At 69.9% G+C, this 17,686-nt stretch carries 17 protein-coding genes; 6 read left to right on the top strand and 11 right to left on the bottom strand.

From position 1 onward, the window contains the following. Positions 1 to 29: 29 nt before the first annotated feature. Both ACU4E7_RS12665 and ACU4E7_RS12660 read right to left on the bottom strand, forming a co-directional pair. Positions 30 to 806, bottom strand: coding sequence for a tRNA1(Val) (adenine(37)-N6)-methyltransferase (locus tag ACU4E7_RS12665; protein WP_447019063.1), 777 nt, complete (start codon positions 804 to 806; stop codon positions 30 to 32). 6 nt (positions 807 to 812) lie between these two features. After that, on the bottom strand, positions 813 to 1,040 hold the full coding sequence (locus ACU4E7_RS12660) for a putative signal transducing protein (protein ID WP_238120121.1): 228 nt from the start codon (positions 1,038 to 1,040) through the stop codon (positions 813 to 815). 128 nt (positions 1,041 to 1,168) lie between these two features. Here ACU4E7_RS12660 and ACU4E7_RS12655 point away from each other — a divergent pair, with 128 nt between their 5' ends. Beyond that, complete coding sequence (locus ACU4E7_RS12655; RefSeq protein ID WP_238120120.1) at positions 1,169 to 2,176, top strand: polyprenyl synthetase family protein; 1,008 nt, start codon at positions 1,169 to 1,171, stop codon at positions 2,174 to 2,176. Between the two features lie 16 nt (positions 2,177 to 2,192). On the opposite strand, the gene ACU4E7_RS12650 is transcribed toward ACU4E7_RS12655, so the two are convergent. Together ACU4E7_RS12650 and ACU4E7_RS12645 are read right to left on the bottom strand one after the other, a co-directional pair. Beyond that, entirely contained in the window at positions 2,193 to 2,513 is a 321-nt protein-coding gene (locus tag ACU4E7_RS12650; RefSeq protein ID WP_447019062.1) for a YnfA family protein, read from the bottom strand. A gap of 110 nt (positions 2,514 to 2,623) precedes the next feature. Then, positions 2,624 to 3,493, bottom strand: coding sequence for a 4-(cytidine 5'-diphospho)-2-C-methyl-D-erythritol kinase (locus tag ACU4E7_RS12645; RefSeq protein WP_447019061.1), 870 nt, complete (start codon positions 3,491 to 3,493; stop codon positions 2,624 to 2,626). Positions 3,494 to 3,692: 199 nt separating this feature from the next. Here ACU4E7_RS12645 and ACU4E7_RS12640 point away from each other — a divergent pair, with 199 nt between their 5' ends. From ACU4E7_RS12640 to ACU4E7_RS12630, 3 genes are all read left to right on the top strand, one after another. Further along, the gene (locus ACU4E7_RS12640) at positions 3,693 to 5,432 is read left to right on the top strand and encodes a tetratricopeptide repeat protein (protein ID WP_447019060.1); all 1,740 of its coding nucleotides are present in this window, start codon (positions 3,693 to 3,695) and stop codon (positions 5,430 to 5,432) included. Positions 5,433 to 5,714: 282 nt separating this feature from the next. Continuing rightward, on the top strand, positions 5,715 to 8,399 hold the full coding sequence (locus ACU4E7_RS12635; RefSeq protein ID WP_447019059.1) for a DUF2339 domain-containing protein: 2,685 nt from the start codon (positions 5,715 to 5,717) through the stop codon (positions 8,397 to 8,399). 72 nt (positions 8,400 to 8,471) lie between these two features. Continuing rightward, positions 8,472 to 9,380, top strand: coding sequence for a LysR family transcriptional regulator (locus ACU4E7_RS12630; RefSeq protein ID WP_238120115.1), 909 nt, complete (start codon positions 8,472 to 8,474; stop codon positions 9,378 to 9,380). A gap of 63 nt (positions 9,381 to 9,443) precedes the next feature. Here ACU4E7_RS12630 and ACU4E7_RS12625 read toward each other — a convergent pair whose 3' ends face one another. The 4 genes from ACU4E7_RS12625 to ACU4E7_RS12610 form a co-directional block, all read right to left on the bottom strand. Then, positions 9,444 to 9,908, bottom strand: coding sequence for a hypothetical protein (locus ACU4E7_RS12625; RefSeq protein WP_238120114.1), 465 nt, complete (start codon positions 9,906 to 9,908; stop codon positions 9,444 to 9,446). A 179-nt stretch (positions 9,909 to 10,087) separates the two neighbouring features. After that, positions 10,088 to 11,353, bottom strand: coding sequence for an MFS transporter (locus ACU4E7_RS12620; RefSeq protein WP_443265907.1), 1,266 nt, complete (start codon positions 11,351 to 11,353; stop codon positions 10,088 to 10,090). Between the two features lie 250 nt (positions 11,354 to 11,603). Continuing rightward, positions 11,604 to 12,131: a Spy/CpxP family protein refolding chaperone gene (locus tag ACU4E7_RS12615; RefSeq protein ID WP_447019058.1), complete on the bottom strand. Its 528-nt coding sequence runs from the start codon at positions 12,129 to 12,131 to the stop codon at positions 11,604 to 11,606. Positions 12,132 to 12,259: 128 nt separating this feature from the next. Further along, complete coding sequence (locus ACU4E7_RS12610; protein ID WP_238120112.1) at positions 12,260 to 13,183, bottom strand: metallophosphoesterase family protein; 924 nt, start codon at positions 13,181 to 13,183, stop codon at positions 12,260 to 12,262. Positions 13,184 to 13,440: 257 nt separating this feature from the next. Here ACU4E7_RS12610 and ACU4E7_RS12605 point away from each other — a divergent pair, with 257 nt between their 5' ends. After that, positions 13,441 to 14,697 (top strand): glycoside hydrolase family 2 TIM barrel-domain containing protein, encoded by a 1,257-nt coding sequence (locus tag ACU4E7_RS12605; protein ID WP_447019057.1) that lies wholly within the window; start codon positions 13,441 to 13,443, stop codon positions 14,695 to 14,697. Positions 14,698 to 14,804: 107 nt separating this feature from the next. Then, positions 14,805 to 15,338 carry a formaldehyde-activating enzyme gene (gene fae / locus ACU4E7_RS12600; protein WP_447019056.1) on the top strand — a complete coding sequence of 178 codons (534 nt, stop codon included), beginning with the start codon at positions 14,805 to 14,807 and terminating at the stop codon, positions 15,336 to 15,338. A 10-nt stretch (positions 15,339 to 15,348) separates the two neighbouring features. On the opposite strand, the gene ACU4E7_RS12595 is transcribed toward fae, so the two are convergent. From ACU4E7_RS12595 to ppa, 3 genes are all read right to left on the bottom strand, one after another. Then, complete coding sequence (locus tag ACU4E7_RS12595; RefSeq protein ID WP_447019055.1) at positions 15,349 to 15,936, bottom strand: MarR family winged helix-turn-helix transcriptional regulator; 588 nt, start codon at positions 15,934 to 15,936, stop codon at positions 15,349 to 15,351. A gap of 209 nt (positions 15,937 to 16,145) precedes the next feature. Next, positions 16,146 to 16,952, bottom strand: coding sequence for an SDR family NAD(P)-dependent oxidoreductase (locus tag ACU4E7_RS12590; RefSeq protein ID WP_447019054.1), 807 nt, complete (start codon positions 16,950 to 16,952; stop codon positions 16,146 to 16,148). A 152-nt stretch (positions 16,953 to 17,104) separates the two neighbouring features. Continuing rightward, positions 17,105 to 17,638 (bottom strand): inorganic diphosphatase, encoded by a 534-nt coding sequence (gene ppa / locus ACU4E7_RS12585; protein WP_238120100.1) that lies wholly within the window; start codon positions 17,636 to 17,638, stop codon positions 17,105 to 17,107. Positions 17,639 to 17,686 lie beyond the last annotated feature (48 nt).

Here is a 17,686-nt window from a genome sequence, read left to right as displayed (position 1 = left end):
TGAAGATGTAGGCGCGCGAGACGACGGCCTCAAGGCGGCGCAAGCGCATCCCCCGCGCGCAGCACCGCCGCCGCCTCGGGCGTCGGTGCGCCGGCCGCATCCGTCAGCACCAGCCCGGGCAGGATCCGCGGCGCGGTGCGCCGGCCCTTCCGTGCACGCACCAGCAGCCGCACGGCGGCGGCGCCCGGCTTACCACCCGGCCGGCCATACACCGGCAGCAGATCGGCGGCGCCGAACCGGCCCTGGAGGGCGGCAAGGATCGCCCCCACCTCCTCCGGCCGATGGATGAGGCACAGCACGCCGTCGGCGTTGAGGCAGCGGTGGGCCGCCTTCACCCACGCCTCCAGCAGATCCTCCCCCGCCATATGGGCCTGGGCCCGACCGGGGTGGGGCGAAACCTGGTGCGCGGCGGCGGGATTGAACGGCGGGTTCATCAGCACCAGATCGGCGGCATGGGCGACCGGTTCCGGCGCGCCGCCGGGCCGGCCGAGGGTCAGCACGTCGGCCGCCACCACCCGGCAGCGCGCCGCGAGGCCGTTGCGCTCCGCATTGTCCGCCGCGAGGCCCGCAAGAGCGGGATCGATCTCCACCAGCGTGGCGCGCGCTTCGGGGCAGCGGGTAAGAAAGGCCAAGCCGGCGCTGCCGACCCCGGCGCCCAGATCCACCACAACCCGGCAGGCGGCAGGCGCCAGCGCGGCGAGCAGCAGGGCATCATGCCCCACCCGATGGCCGCGCACCGGCTGCCGCAGGGTAAGACGCCCACCCAGCACGGCGTCCTCAGTGGTCTCGGCGGTGGTGATCGCCATCGGTGCTCACTCGGGATCGCGCAGCGCCTGCGCGAAGCCTGCATCCACCAACAACCGGCGCGCACGCGCCGCGTCATCGTCGATCACCAGCAGGCGGCGCGGCAGAATGCCGATGGAGCCTTCCAGGGCGCTGATATGAGCATCCGCGACCAAATGGCCGATCTCCGCCGCATCTAGCAGCGCGGTGATGGCGCCAAGCAGCACCACGTCGTTGGTTCGCACCAGCTCCCGCATTCCCGGCTGCTCCCTCGCGCCTGCCCGATGGCCTTCCCAATCGGGCATTTTCGTGCCGCAGCGCTTGCGTCAGGCCCATGGGCATCCCTATGGTGCGCCCGAAAGAAAGACAAGCGGGAGCGTGTTTCTTGGCCCTCGTCCTTCCGTTCGAGCCCAATGAACCGTCCATCGAGGCGCTGGTCGCCCTGGTGAAAGCGGATATGGAGCGCGTCAATGCCGCCATTCTGGCGCGCACTGGCTCCGATGTGGCGATGATCCCCGAGGTGGCCAACCACCTCATCTCCTCCGGTGGCAAGCGCCTGCGGCCGATGCTGACTCTCGCCTGCGCCGCACTGTGCGGCTACGCGGGCGACGGCCACGTGAAGCTCGCCGCCTCGGTGGAGTTCATGCACACGGCCACCCTCCTCCACGACGACGTGGTGGATGAAAGCGACATGCGCCGCGGCAAGCTCGCCGCCCGCAAGCTGTGGGGCAACGAAGCCTCGGTGCTGGTGGGCGATTTCCTGCTGGGACAGGCGTTCAAGATGATGGTGGAGGTGGGCTCGCTCACCTGCCTCGACATCCTGTCCAACGCTGCCTGCGTCATCGCCGAAGGCGAGGTGATGCAGCTGGCCGCCGCCAAGAACACCCAGACCTCCGAGGACGATTATCTGGCCGTCATCCGCGGCAAGACGGCGGAGCTGTTCGCCGCCGCGTGCGAGGTGGGTGCCGTGCTCGGTGACCGCGCAAAGGCGGAGATCGTCGCCTGCCGCTCCTATGGCATGAATCTGGGCATCGCCTTCCAGCTGGTGGACGACGCCCTGGACTATGGGGGCAACCAGGCCAAGCTCGGCAAGAATGTGGGCGACGACTTCCGCGAGGGCAAACTGACCCTGCCGGTGCTGCTCGCCTTCCGGCGCGGCGATGCGACCGAGCGGGCGTTCTGGCAGAAGTGCCTGGAGCGCGGCGAGGCGGACGATGCCGATCTCGCCACCGCCATCGGCCTGCTCACCAAGCACCGCGCCATCGCCGACACGGTCGAGCGCGCCCGCCACTATGGCGCCATGGCCAAGGATGCCCTGGCCCTGTTCCCGGCGAGCCCGGCCAAGGACGCGCTGATGGAAGCCGTGGACTTCTGCCTCTCCCGCGCCCACTGAGCGCGGGTGACGCGGCTCAGCCGCGCGGCCCGAACACGATGACGGCCGCGCCAGCAAGGCACAAAAGGGCGCCGGTCGCGTCCCACCGGTCGGGCCGCATGCCTTCCACGGCCCACATCCAGGCCAGCGACGCGACGATATAGATGCCGCCATAGGCGGCAAAGGCGCGCCCGGCCGCTTCCGCGTCCACGAAGGTCAATGCGTAGGCGAAGGCGGCGAGGCTGGCCAACCCCGGCACCAGCCACAGTGGCGAGCCGCCGAGGCGCACCACGTGCCACATGGCGAAGCACCCTGCGATCTCGCCGAGCGCGGCGAGCAGAAAAGCCGGCAGCGTCATCCCCATCACTCCATTACCCGCCGAGCCCCCCGCAGTTGCGGTGCAAGGGTCCGACGCGAATCGAAAAAGGCACGCGACGCGCTCGGCGAAGACACGCGACGCGCGCGCAATCACCGCAGAACGGTGGGCCGAACCCACCAGCCGGGGTACTCGGCCTTCAGCCGCCGGGCCAAGGCTGCGGCCGCCCGGCAGTCATCGGTGAGAGCAAATACGGTGGCGCCCGAGCCGGACATGCGCACCAGCCGGGCCTCCGGCGCCGCGGCCAGCGCGCCCATCACGGTGCCAACCACCGGCGCCACCGCCCGCGCCGGCGGTTCGAGGTCGTTGGGCAGACCAGCCAGAACCCCGCGCAAGGCAACGACATCCGCCGGCAGTTCACGCGGATGCTCGGGGCCGGGCAGCAACTCCCCCGCCCGCAGGCCCAGGGCGCGGAAGACATCGGCCGTAGGCACGGCGACACCGCAGTTCACCAGCACGGCGAACAGCGGCGGCAGCCGCAACGGTGCCGACAGCTGCTCGCCGATTCCCCGCATGAGGCGCGGGCGCGGATCGAGGCACACCGGCACGTCAGCGCCGGTCTCCCGCGCTGCCGCCAGCAGGCGCGCGTCATCCAGGGTGAGAGCGTTGAGAGCGGCCAGCAGGCGCAGGGCCGCGGCGGCATCGGCCGAGCCGCCCCCCATGCCGGCGGCCACCGGCAGGCGCTTCACCAGACGGAAATCGCCGAGGCGTAGCCCCGGCACGCGATCGGCCAACGCCCGCGCCGCCTTGAGCACCAGATTGTCGGCGTCGGGCCCCGCCGCGGCGGCGGTCGGCCCTTCCACCGTCAGCGCCAGCGGACGATCGGGCGTGAGCGCCACGAGATCGCCGACACCGGCGAACATCACCAGGCTGACGAGTTCATGGAAACCATCCCCTCGCCGGCCGGTGACCCTGAGGGTCAGGTTGATCTTGGCGGGTGCCTTGGCCAGAGAGGTCTCCATGGGCGCCTTATGGCCCGGGGTCATGGCGCCGGCAAGGCCACGCCACGGCCCTGCCTGCGGCGCGGGGCTCCGACGCTGCAGTGCCCCTGCGCGGGTGGAAACTTGCGACCCACCGGGAAAGCGGCCATCCTCCCGCCATCTCCTCGCGTATGAATGGCGCGGTGCAACAGCCGTCCAGGCTCTTCAGGATTCTTGATCGGTGAAGATTTCTCGCCCCACTTCCTCCCTGGCGCTCGTCGCCGGGTTCGCCGCGGTGTTGCATCTGGCCCTGCCGGCAACAGCCCGCGCGGAGGCCCCCGCAGAGTTTGATCCCACCATCGCCGGCAGCTATCTGGCTGCGCGCTTCGCCACCACGGAACGCGACACCGACGCCGCGGTGACCTATCTGCGCAATCTGCTGGAGCTTGATTCGCGCAATGAAGAGGTGATGGAACGCACCTTCTTCGCCACCCTGGTGGACGGCCAGATGGCCGAGGCCATGAAGCTGGCCGAACGGCTGGTGAAGGTGGACAACGGCCACCGCATCGCCCGGCTCGCACTGGCGGTGAAGGCCATCAAGAAGGGCCGGTTCCAGACCGCGCGCACCAACCTCGCCCTTTCGGTGCGTGGCCCCATCGGCGATCTCACCGCCACGCTGCTGGCCGCCTGGACCTTCTACGGCTCGGGCAACACCAAGGGGGCTGTCGGCCTCATTGACCAGCTCAAGGGGCCCGAGTGGTATGCGCCGCTGAAGGCGCTACAGGCCGGGCTGATCCTGGATGCCGCCGGCAACAAGAAGGAAGCCGGCAAGCGCCTGGCGGAAGCCGTGAAGCTCGACCCCGGCTCGCTGCGGACCATTGAGGCTTATGCCCGCTGGGCCTCGCGCAACGACAGCACTGAAGCGGCCATCGCCGCTTATGCGGATTTCGAGAAGGCGATGCCCAACCATCCGGTGGTGCTCGCCGAAATGAAGGAATTGAAGGCCGGCAAGCCGCTGCCGCCTCTGGTGACCACCGCGCAGGAAGGCGCCGCCGAGGTTCTCTATGGGCTCGGCTCCACCCTGGCCCGCCAGGGGGGCGAGGACCTCGCCCTCGTCTATCTCCAGCTCGCGATCTGGCTTGATCCCGAACATCCGTTCGCGCGGCTGACCCTGGCTGACCTCTACGAGCAGCTCAAGCAGCCGCAGAAGGCCATCTCCGTCTATGAGCTGGTGCCGGACTCCTCGCCCCTGAAGCGCAATGCCGAAGTGCAGATGGCCATCAATCTCGATGCCACCGACAAGTTCGACGAGGCGCAGAAGCATCTGAAGGACATCATCGCCGCCAATCCCAAGGATCTGGAGGCCATCGTCGCCCTCGGCCGCATCCAGCAGGCGCGCAAGATGTTCTCCGAATGCGCCGACACCTATTCACAAGCCATCGCGCTCATTCCCGAGCCCACCAAGGCCAACTGGGCGCTGTTCTATTTCCGCGGCATCTGCAATGAGCGCAGCAAGAACTGGGCGGGGGCCGAGGCCGACCTGAAGAAGGCGCTGGCCCTCAATCCGGACCAGCCCCACGTGCTGAACTATCTCGGCTATTCCTGGGTCGACCAGGGCACCAACCTGGATGCCGGCCTGGACATGATCCGCAAGGCGGTGGCCCTGCGACCGGACGACGGCCCCATCGTCGACAGCCTGGGCTGGGCCTACTTCCGGCTCGGCCGCTATGAGGAGGCGGTCTCCGAGCTGGAGCGCGCGGTGGAGCTCATGCCGCAGGATCCGGTGATCAACGATCACCTGGGTGATGCCTATTGGAAGGTCGGGCGCAAGCTCGAAGCCGGCTTCCAGTGGAACCATGCCCGTGATCTGAAGCCGGAACCGGATGATCTCGCCAAGATCGTCAAGAAGATCGACAAGGGCCTCGACGCCGTCGATGCTCCCCCGCCGGTGAAGAAGGCCGAGGAGCAGAAGGGCGGCTGACCCCGCCCCTGCTGCCCCACCCTGCCGCTGCGCGGCCCGCCGCCGCGCGCCATCGCCGGCGGCGGACCATGGCGGCCTCCAGGCCGCGACCGCGCCGGCGGATGCGGCCGCGCCAGTGTCACGCCGCCCCACCGGCGCCATCCCCTTCTTCCGGCCCACGCGCCCTTGCGGATCCACACCGCCCTTGTGGACCCACCAGCGCGCCGGATCGCCCGTCTCACTGGGGCCCAACGTCCCCCATCGACCGGCGCCTGACCCGCCCCTGCCTCCCGAGGACTGAGAATGGATGAAGTGGCCTGGCTGGTGCTGCTGGCACTGGCCTTCCCCGTGATGGCGCTGGTGGCGCTCATCCTCGCCCTGCGTCAGCGCGGGCGCCTGCAGACCTTGGAACAGCGTGTGCAGGCCCTTGAGCTCGCCCTGGCGCAGTTCCGGGCGACACCCACGGCGGCAGAAGGGATAACCGCGCACCGTCCGCCGGACATGGACCTCACGGAACCGGCGCCACGCCCCCACGCGACACCCGCCCCGCACGCCCCCGAGCGGCCCGCCCCCGGCCCCCTCCCCTCCACGCCACAAGCCGAACCAACGCCGACCACGGGCTGGAGCATCGGGCGGCTGCGGGAGGGCCTGTCGGGGTTCGAGGAGCGCGTGGGCGCCCGCTGGACCGTATGGGTCGGCGGCCTCGCCCTGGCACTGGGCGGCGTCTTCCTGGTGCGCTTCGCGGTCGAGCAGAACCTCATCGGTCCGGCCGGCCGCATTGCCCTCGGGCTGCTGCTGGCGGCGGCGCTGCTGGCGGGGGGCGAAGCCCTGCGCCGGCTGGATCGCCGCGACGGCTTCGCCGGCCTGCCCGCCGCGCAGGTGCCCGCGGTGCTGACGGCGGTGGGCACCATGACCGCCTTCGGCAGTCTCTATGCGGCCTATGAGCTTTACCACCTGCTCCCGCCGGCCGCCGCATTCCTGCTGCTGGGCCTGACCGGTGTCGCGACGCTGCTGGCGGCGCTGCTGCATGGCCCGGCACTGGCGGCACTGGGGTTCGTCGGCGCGGCGGTGACGCCCCTGCTCATCAGCTCCGACACGCCCAATGCCTGGGGCGTCGTGCTGCTGATCTCGATGGTCGGGGCCAGCGCGCTCGCCGTGGCGCGCATCCGGCTGTGGCGCTGGCTGGCGCTGCTGGCCCTGCTGGGCGGGGCCGCCTGGGGTGTCGCCCTCCTCCTCTTCGCACCGCCGCAGGCCGTGCCGGCGGCGGGCGCCCTGGCCGCCGTGCTGCTGGTGCTGACCGCCCTGCTGATCGCTCCCGGGTTGGCGTGGGGCCCGCCGGCCGATCCGCGGCCGGATCCGATCACCACTCTCGGCTGCGCCCTCGCTCTGCTGGTGGCGGTGCTGGCTGCCAATTCTGACGCCGTCGCCGGCCTGCCGCTGGCGGTGTTCGTGGGGCTGAGCCTGGGCACGCTGGCGCTCGCCTGGCGGGTGGAGGCCGCCACCTTCGGGGCGGTGGCGGTGGCCTTCGCCGCACCGGCGATCCTGATGGCCTGGGCCTTTCCACCGGAGCCGGGCAGCGCCGTGGCGCCGGCGGGCCCCCTGGCCGGCGTCGCGCCGGAGCCCGCGCGGCTCTCCGTCGGTCACTTCGCCACCTACGGCCTGATGATGGGCGCCGGATTGCTGGGCCTCGGCCTTGCCGGCGCCCTGCGCGCCCAGCGGCGCCTCACCGCGCTGGGCTGGGCGCTGACCGCCACCGTCGGCCCGCTGCTGCTGCTCCTCGCCGCCTATGGACGGCTGACCGAGCTCGATCGCAGCCTGCCGTTCGCCGCCCTCGCCCTGCTGCTGGCGGCCCTGTTCACCGCCGGCGCCGAGCTGCTGACCCGACGGGGCCGCGAGGTCCCGGCAGCGGTCTTTGCCGCCGCTGGCGTCATCGGCCTGGGCCTTGCCCTGGCGTTCGCCCTGGAGAAGGGATGGCTCACCGTGGGCCTCGCCCTGGCGGCCCTGGGCGTCGCCTGGGTCGCCACCCAGCGGCCCCTGCCCGGACTGCGGCAGCTCGCGGCCGCCCTCGGCATGGTGGTGCTGGCGCGGATCGGCTGGGATCCCACCATCGCCGGCGCCGATCTCGGAACCACGCCCATCTTCAACTGGCTCTTGTGGGGCTATGGCGTGCCGGCCCTGGCCTTCGCTGCCGCCGCATGGCTGCTGCGGGCGCAGGACGACTGGAGCCGGCGGGTGCTGGAGAGCCTGGCGCTGGTGTTCGCGGTGCTGCTGGCGGCCCTGGAAATCCGCCATCTGGCCCATGGGGGCGACGTCTATGCCGTCGGCTCCCGGCTGTGGGAGAGCGGGCTCCTGGCGGCCATCTATGCAGCCTATGCGGTAGGCCTCGCCCGGATCGCCCGCGCCACCGGCCGCCGTCTCTACCGCATCTTCTCCGATGGCGTGGCGGTTCTGGCCGCCCTGTGTGCCCTTGACGCCCTCATCGCCGGCAATCCCTTCCTCACCGGCGCCAATGTGGGCGGGGTGGTCTTCAACGACCTGCTGGTGGCCTATGCCCTCCCGGCGGTGCTGGCCTTGGCCTACGCGGCCAACCTGCCGCCGCATCGTCCGCGGCTGCGGCTCGCGGCCGGGGCGCTCGCCACCGTGCTGGCCCTCGCCTACCTGACGTTCCAGGTGTCGCGCCTGTTCCAGGGGCCAGTGCTGGATGCGGACCGGATCAGCTCCATGGAATGGTACACCTATTCCGCGGTGTGGCTAGCGTTCGGCATCGCCCTGCTGGGGCTCGGGCTGGCCCGCGGCTCCCGCGCCCTGCGCCTCGGCTCCGCCGCCGTGGTGGGCGCGACGGTGGTGAAGGTCTTCCTTTCCGACATGTCGGACCTGGAGGGCGTGTTGCGCGCCATGTCCTTCATCGGCCTCGGGCTGGTGCTGGTGGCCATGGGGTGGCTCTACCAAAGGCTGCTGCCGCGCCGAGGCGGGCCGCCGCAGGGTTAGGGGCTCGCCTCCTCACCGCCGCAATGCAATAGTGGGCGCAGGCCACTCTCATTTGCGCGGACGCATAGGAACATGATCGCGTGGGATGACTTCCGCCTGGTCCGGGCCATCGCCCAAACGGGGTCCCTGGCCGGGGCCGCCGACCTCCTGACCGTCAACCACTCCACCGTGTTCCGCCGGCTCGGAGCCCTTGAAGAGCTGATCGGCAGCCGCCTGTTCGAGCGGGCCCGCTCCGGTTATGTGCCCACCACCACCGGCGAGGAGATGGTCCGGCTGGCGGAGCGCATGGGCGAGGAGGTGGCGGCCGTGGAACGGCGCATCACCGGCCGCGACCTGCGCCCCTCCGGCGACCTGCGGGTGACCACCAACGATTCCATGCTGGTGCACATGCTGACGCCGGTCTTCGCCAGCTTCCGCGCGGCCTTCCCCGAGATCCGCCTGGATGTGGTGGTCTCCAACCAGCCGCTGAGCCTGTCGAAGCGCGATGCGGACGTGGCCATCCGCGCCAGCGATCGCCCCGGCGACATCCTGGTGGGCCGGCGGATCGCCGGCATTGCCTGGGGCGTCTATGGCCGGCCGGATGTGATTGGCGCGGGGCGATTGGAGCCGGGCGACCTGCGCAGGCACGACTGGATCGGCTTTTCCGACACCCTCGGCTCCATCAAGCCGGCCAAGTGGCTGCGCGAGCGGGTGGGCGACGACCGGCAGGTCTATCGGCTCAACTCGGTGCTGGGGCTGGCCGAGGCGGCGGTGGCGGGGATCGGGCTGACGGTGCTGCCCTGCTTCATCGGCGCCAGCACGCCCGGGCTGGTGCGCGTGATGGGCCCCGAACCGGAAATGGAATCCGGCCTGTGGCTGCTGACCCATCCGGATATCAAGGCCACCGCCCGCGTCCGCTCCTTCATGGAGCACGTAGGCCGGGAACTGTCGCGGCGCAAGGCGTGGATCGAAGGGCAGCACGACCACCCGCCAGCGGCCTGAAGCTGCGCCCAACCCGCCCCGACGCTGCGGACTGATCAGAACAGCGAGAGCGCGCCGCGCGCCTTACTGGGCCGAAGCCTCTTCGGCGACGTGGCTGCGGCTGCGGCGCCGCGAGGCCACCTGGGGCCGTTCGCCACCGACCCGGTCGAAATCGCACCACATGGTCTGCACGCCGGCCAAAGAGCCACGGAACGAGCCCGGCCCGGTCTTCACCACATCGAAGCAGGGCTCGAACGTCATGCCCTTGACGAAGCCGCAGACGGCATCGCCGCGCACCCGCAGGGTGTTGGGCGGCAGCCGCACGAAGCGGGCGGGGTTTTCCCGCAGGGAGATGATGCCCGCCACCGAACCGTCGGCATAGACCCGGCCCGAGCCCTTCGAGCCTTCGAAGCAGGAGAAGGAGAACGAGCGCCCGATCACGAAGGCCCGCGCCTGTTCCGCCGAAAGCTGCTCACCGGCACGGGCGGCGCTCGTCGCTCCGGAGAGCACGGTGGCGACACCGATGGCCGCGAGAAAAGTCCTGCGCATGGCTGCTTCACAACTGCCTGTTGATCAAGCTCGAAGATGCACAGACGCACCCCCCGACTGTCAAGCGCAGCACCCCCCGGGAATGGCGGAAAATGCAGCAATGACGCCATTTTTCCACGCAGTGTGACCCTGCGGCCGCAACAAATTAACCCCCTGTTCAGGGTCTGTTAAGGGCCCGTTTACGCCACGCTCACCACCGGCCGGTGCACCGGCTCTTCGCGGATCGGCAGGTTGATGGCCGCCGAGGCGAACGACAGGGCGACCGACAACCACCAGATGAGGTCATAGGAGCCGACGGCCTCATAGAGCTCGCCGCCCAGATAGACGCCGAGGAAGCCGCCCACCTGGTGGGAGAAGAAGGCGAAGCCGTAGAGCATGGCCATGTAGCGCGTGCCGAACATCAGCATCACCAGGCTCGACGTGGGCGGCACGGTGGAGAGCCACAGCAGCCCCATGGCGGCGCCGAACACGTAGCAGCTCAAGGGCGTGACCGGCAGCATGATGAACACGGCGATGGCCACCCCGCGACCGGCATAGATCCAGGCCAGCAGATACTTGCGGGAGACCCGCGCGGTCAGGTAGCCGGCGGCGATGGAGCCGATGATGTTGAACAGGCCGATGAGCGCCAGGGTCGCCGCCCCGACCGACAGGCCGATGCCGCGATCCACCAGAAAGGCCGGCATGTGCACGGTGATGAAGGCCAGCTGGAAGCCGCAGGTGAAGAAGCCCAGCACCAGCAGCACATAGCTGCGGTGACGGAAAGCCTCCGACAGGGCGCCCGCCACGCTCTGCTGCGGCAGGGCTGGCGCCGCCGCCGCACCTGGTGCTCCCGCGCGCATGCCACGGGTGGCGAGGGCGATCGAGAACGGCATCACCACCAGCATGGCAAAGCCGAACACGATCAGCGTTTCCTGCCACCCCACGCTGTCGATCAGCCCGGTGGTGAGCGGCGGAAACAGGAATTGCCCGAACGACCCGGCCGCGGTGGCCGCGCCGAAGCCCAGCCCCTTCAGTCGATCGGGCAATAGCTTGCCGAACGCCGCCAGCACGAGATTGAACGAGGCCGCCGACAGGCCGAAGCCCACCAGGACACCGGCACTGATCTGCAGCATCGCCGGTGTGGTGGCGTAGGCCATGAGAATCAGGCCCGCCGCGTAGAGCAAGGCGCCCGCGCACAGGACCCGCACCGTGCCGAAGCGATCGGCCACCGCCCCGGCGAAGGGCGAACCCAGTCCCCATAAGAGGTTCTGCAACGCAACCGCGAGGCCGAAGACGTCGCGACCCCAGCCGAGGTCACTCGACATGGGCACCAGGAACAGGCCGAACACCGAACGCGGCCCGAAGGTGATCATGGCGATCACGCAGCCGGCAATGATGATCAGCACAGCAGGGAGATGGCGCCCAGGAGCCGCCGGCGGGCGCATCGTCTCAGAAGGGATCGACATGAAACACTCGCTCTGCGGCACCCAAGACGCACGCCCAAGGCGCACCGGCCGCTTCGCGGGCATGTTAATCCGCCGACGCGCCATCAGAAAAATCAATATTGATCACGTGATCCATGAAATCTCGTCATGGATCCGCGCGCATCAGGCGCTGCTTTGCAGGAATGTCTGGGAGCGTTTGCGCAGAGGAAGACCGGCCGGAGTTCCCCTCCGGCCGGAACGGGGCAGCGACGCGACGCCGCCCGTCGTCAGATCAGCCGCGACGCGGCGCTTCCGGGCGCGGCGGCCGGGCGGGACCGCCGAAGAACGCCCGCAGATTGTCGCGCGCGAGCACCTGGAAGGTCTTCTGCTGCTCCGGGGTCAGCGCCTTGTAGAGCGGGTCGAGGGCGTCGGCCACCTTGGTCATCTCACCCGCAGTGGTGGTCATCCGCGTGGCCCCGGCGCGCAGCCGCGCCACCGGATCGACCATCGGCGGCTTCTCGCCCTGCTTAGCGGCGGCGCGGGCGGCCTGGCGCTCGGCACGGCGCTGCTCCATGAGGGCGGAGCGCTGCTTGGCCACATCGCGCAGCGCGGCCTCGAAGGCCGGCCACAGCTTTTCCTGGTCGGGGGTGAGCTTCAGCCCGCCCTTCACGGCGGCGATGCGCGCATCGGACAGGACTTCCCGCTGCTCGGCGGTGGGCCGCGGCCCCTGCGGGCCGGCCCCCACGGGCGGCGCCGCATAGCTGGCCACGGAACCAGCGACAAGGGCAGCCGCGACGGCGGCAAGAACGGTCTTCTTCATCAACGGTCCTCCTTAAAGGATGGCCGCACCATGCGCGGAGACGCCCCGCCCCTCAACTTAAAGTTCGGTAATCCTGCCCCCCCGATGACGACAGGGAAACAGCATCAAAACACCACATTTCTGAGCGGTCAGGCGGCCGAACCAAACGGCGCCAGAAGCTGCACCTCGCGGGCCCGCACCGTTGCATCGCCAGCGGCATAGCCCCGCCTTTCCATCTCGCAGCGCCATGCTCCGGGCTCCCCGGAAATCCGGTACAGGGCATAGGCACCGGCCCCACGGTCATCGTCCGGCCCGGCGGATGCCGAGGGCACGCCAACCACGGGCACCACGCCACCGGCCGGCGTGGGAATGACTCCGAACTCAGTGCGGTGGTCGTGCCCGTGCATCACCAATTCCGCACCGGCCTCAGCGAGCACCGCCCGCACCGCTGCCGCGTCCCGCAGATCGCGATGGAAGGGGCGGGTGCCCACCGGCGGATGGTGGATCATCACCGCCCGGAACAGCCCCTCCTCCTTCAACTGCAGCAGCAGCGTCCGCAGCCGCGCGAGCTGTCCCCGCCCCGCTTCGCCGCTGGCCAGGAAAATGGCGGTGGGAATGGCGGTGGAGACGCCGACCACGGCCACCGGCCCGCGCCGGCGCACATAGGGAAAGGCATCCACATCCACCGGCGTGTGCGGATGGGTGTCGTCACCCGAAAGGAAGGGGGCCCAATGCTCCAGATGGTAATGCATGGCGGAGCGCACATAGGCGTCGTGATTGCCGGGCACCACGCTGACGCGGTCAGGCTCCCCGAGGGAGGTCAGGAAGGTGGCGCCGGTATCGAATTCCTCCGGCAGGGAGAGGTTCACCAGATCGCCGGTGACACAGATATGGTCCGGCGCCTGCGCCATCAGATCCGTGAGCAGCGGCCCCAGGGTGGATGCCCCGAAATTGCGGCGGCGCGCACCGATCCAGTTCATCATTCCAAAGAAACGCTTGCCGAGCAGCTCGGAGACGCGCGCCTCGGGAATGGGGCCCAGGTGGGGGTCGGAAAGATGGGCAAGCACGAACATGTCGGCAGCAGGCCTCCAGTTGAGCCCTTGGAGCGAGCCCGTGTGGCACATCCCCTTGATACGTCCCGATACCGCGCCTGTGCGGATCGCGCATCCCGCGCGGGACGCAAGCGCAGGCCGGGGGCCATGCGGGCGGATCGGTTGATGTCGCCGCCCTCCTCTCGCAAGATTCCGCGGCTACTGCAACGAGCGAGTCGGTGCCGCCCGCGGCCCGATGGCGATCGAACCCCGATCGATCTGTCTGGAGTCCTGCATTGGTGCGCGCTGTCCTTCCCCTTCCCCTGCTCGCTCTCGCGCTGTGCGCCGGCGGGCCGGCCCTCGTCACCGCGGCTGCCGCCGCCCAGGTCAGCGTGCGCGGCACCAGCCTGCTGGTGGATGGCCAGCCCTTCGTGGCCCGGGGCGCCAGCGGCGAAACCCGTCTTCCCGAGCTGAAGGCCCTGGGGGCCAATGTGGTGCGGACCTATGGCCAGGAGCCCGGCGCCGTGCTGGATGCCGCCCAGCGCGCCGGGCTCAAGGTCATCGTCGGCTTCTGGATGGGCCATCCGCGCCTCGGCTTCGATTATCGCAACCGCGCCGCCGTGGAGACGCAGCTGGACGCCCTGCGTCACATGGTGGAACGCTACCGCAACCACCCGGCCCTGCTCATGTGGGGCATCGGCAACGAGGTGGAGGTGGAACTGCCACCGGAGGAAACGGAGCTGGTCTGGCCGGCCATCGAGCAGGCGGCGCAACTGGTGAAGACCCTCGACCCCAGCCACCCCACCATGGCGGTGGTGGCGGAGGTGGGCACCGACAAGGCCGCGCAGATCAAGCGCCTGGCGCCCTCCATCGACGTGCTCGGCATCAATGGCTATGGCGATGGCCTGCTCACCTCGGCCACCCGCGCCCGGGCCCAGGGCTGGAGCGGGCCGGTGCTGCTGACCGAGATGGGCAGCCTTGGCCATTGGGAAGCGATCAAGACGCCCTGGGGCGCGCGACCGGAGCTGACCTCCAGCGTCAAGGCCGATCGCATGCGCCGCTACCTCACCGCCGCCAAGCAGGCGGACATCGGCACCATCGCCTTCCTGTGGGGCCAGAAGCAGGAGGTGACCCCCACCTGGTATTCCCTGCTGCTTCCCACCGGGGAATGGACGGAAACGGTGGAGGTGATGGCCGAGCTGTGGGACGGCACGCCGCCCGGCGGCCCCAACCATGCCCCCCGCATCCGCTCGCTGCGCCTCGACGGTCCGGCCGAAGTGCCGCCGGGCGGACACGCCTTGGTGCGTTTGGCCGCCACCGATCCCGATGGTGATCCCCTCAAGGTGGAATGGCAGGTGATGGCGGAAAGCACCGCCCCCAGCATCGGCGGCGATCCCGAGCCCATTCCCCCGAGCTTTCCGCAGGCCATCCACGAGCCTTCGGCGAGCAGCGTGCGGGTGGGTCCGCTGCCCCCCGGCGCCTACCGGGTGTTCGTCACCGTGCGCGACGGGCGGGGCGCGGCCGCCACGGGCAACATCCCCATCCTCATGCGCTGAGGGCGCTGGCACCGTTTTCGCTTGATGCGTCCAACGCGACCGACGCGGCGCATGGCGTGTCCGGTTGCCGCCGTTTGTCGGGTTCCCCCGCAGCGCAGAGGAATGCCATGGCCAAGATCGTGCCGCAGCAGCCGGGTCGGCTTCTGGTGGGCGCCGCCCAGGTGGGCGATGGCGCGGAGGTGGCGCATGTCCAGGTGCTCGCCGGGGCCCGCGGCTCCAGCGCCGAACAGGCGTTCGTGCGCGCCCTGACCAGCCCGGACGACGGCTTTACGGCGGTGCTGGCCATCCCCGCCCCCGCCTCACTCGCGGCACCGCGGACCGTGCTGTTCAACAAGCTGGCCATCCGCGACGCCCGCCAGGCCGCGCAAGTGTTCGGCCCCGCCCAGCGCGCCGTCGCGCAGGCGGTCGCCGACTGCGTGCGGGATGGCACCATTGGCCAGTCGGACGCCACCAACCTGTTCATCTGCGTCGGCGTCTTCATCCATGGATTGGCGCGCGACGAGGCGCGGATCTGGCGGTTCAACCACCTGGCCACCCGCGCGGCCCTGCGGCGCGCGGTCTTCGGCTGGCCCTCCGCCGGGCAAACGATAACGCCCGCAGCTGAGATCGATCCTGCCGGACCGCCGTTCGCCGCGGCCTGATCGCGCAGGCTTACAGCGGCGCCCGAACGTCCGGCGGCACGTCGTCGAGCTGCCCCGAGGGCGCCAGATAGTCGATGAGACGCACCGCCCGGTCACCGGGACCGGCGAGCTTGGCGATGATGGAGCGCAGGGCCTTGAACTCCTGGGCCGACAACCCCTCGAACAGGGCGTCGTTGGCCGGCACCTGGACCCGCACCAGCTCCGTCAGGCGGCGCTCGGCCTCCGGCGTCACCGCCAGCACCACCCGCCGGCGGTCCTCGGGATTGACCGCCTTGGTCACCAGGCCGGCGCTGACCAGCTTGTTGACCTCCAGGGTGATGAACGCCCCGGACAGATGCAGGTGCTCCGCCACCTGGTTAACGCCGAGATCAGGGGTGAGCGCGCGCAGATGGGCGATGGCGGTGAGGATCGTGTATTGGGTGCCGGACAGGCCGATGAGCGCGCCCAGCCGGTCGCGCACCTGCTCGATCACCGCGGCGAAGGCCAGCATGTCGTGCAGCACATCGCGGAACACGAGATCGGAGCCGTCCACCAGGAGGGCGGGCCGGGATACGGTGAGCGGCAAGGCATTGCGGCGACGGCCGAGCTTCGACGACATCAAGCGATAACTCCCCTGACCCGGGTGCCCCGAGCCCGCTGCCGGCCCCGCGCCACCGCAGCGCGCTCCAGCGGCTGCCGGGACCCGCACGATCAATCATTAGCTTTCGACAATAGCTATTTTGCTGCGAATTTCATTCCTTAAACCGGATCCGCGCCCATGGCCAATGGACTTTCGGCTAGCAGCGGCCCCGCCGCGTCGAGAGCCGGCTAAGGCGCGCGCAGCCCGCCATAGGTGTTCCAAGGGGTGGCCACCAGCCAGCCGCAGTCCACCGGCACGTTCACTCCGGTCATGGCCGAGGCGGCATCGGAGGCGAGGAAAGCAACCACCCGCGCCACCTCCTCGGGCTCCACCAGCCGCTGAAGCGCGGCGTTGGCGGCAAGGGTGGAGACGTCACGCTCGCCCTTGGCGATGGCCTGCTTCAGCGCCGGCGTGAGGGTATAGCCGGGCGAAACCACATTCACCCGCACCCCGGCAGGGCCCCATTCGGCGGCCAGGCACTCGGTCATGGCGATCACCGCGGCCTTGGCCGGGCCATAGGCATGCAGCGGCACCGAGCGCAGTCCGGTGATGGAGGCGATGTTGACGATGGCGCCACGCCGCCGGGCCAGCATGGCGCGGCCGAAGGCGAGGCAGGACACATAGGTGCCACGCTGGTCGATGCGAACCACGTTGTCCCACTGTTCCAGCGGCAGTTCATGGGGGCGGGCCGGCACCTGCAGCACGCCGGCGCTTGTCACCAGCACCTCGACCGGGCCGTATTCCGCCTCGATCTGCGCTGCGCAGGCCTCGAGGCTGGCGGCATCGCCCACATCGGCCACAAAGGGGGCGCCGCCCAGGCTCTGAGCCACCTGTGCGGCGGCCTCGGCCGAGCGATCGACGATGGCGACCCGCGCGCCGGTGCGGGCGAGCTCACGGGCGCAGGCCGCGCCGATGCCGCTGGCCCCGCCGGTGACGACGCAGACCGGAGCGCGAGGATCGGGGGTCGTCGACACCGGGATCTGCGAACCTGACATGGCGTTCCTCCTTAAGGGTGGAGGCCACGCATGGGTGGGTTCGGGTGTGAAGTCAATGCGCCCGCCCTGCAGGGCGGGAGGGGCTCTGCGGCCAGCACCTGCGCTGGCCGCAGAGGAACATCAGCCTCTCGGCCGATCAGCCCTTGGAGCGATCAGCCTTTGGCCTTGGCGCGCTCGATGGCCTCGACGATGAGTTTGTGGGCCTCGGCCTTGTCGCCCCAGCGCAGCACCTTCACCCACTTGTTGGGCTCCAGGTCCTTGTAGTGCTCGAAGAAATGCTCGATCTGCTTGAGCGTGATCTCCGGCAGGTCGGAATAGTCCTCGACCTTGTCGTAGCGCTTGGTGAGCTTGGAGACCGGCACCGCGACAATCTTCTCGTCCTGGCCGCTCTCGTCTTCCATCACCAGCACGCCCACCGGACGCACCGCGATGACCGAGCCCGGCACCAGGGCGCGGGTGTTGCACACCAGCACGTCGGCCGGATCGCCATCGCCGGAGAGGGTGTGCGGAATGAAGCCGTAATTCCCCGGGTAGCGCATGGAGGTGTAGAGGAAGCGGTCGACGAACAGCGCGCCCGACTCCTTGTCCATCTCATACTTGATGGGCTCGCCACCGATGGGGACCTCGATGATGACGTTGACCTGTTCGGGCGGGTTCTTGCCGATCGGAATGGCTTCGATGCGCATGTCACTCTCGCTTCCAGCTTCGGATCGCGCAGGACTGCCCCCGCGCGG

This window comes from Xanthobacter sp. ZOL 2024, from assembly GCF_052932325.1.
Note: the sequence above shows the minus strand (reverse complement) of the source record. Positions and strands in the feature narration are given on the sequence as shown.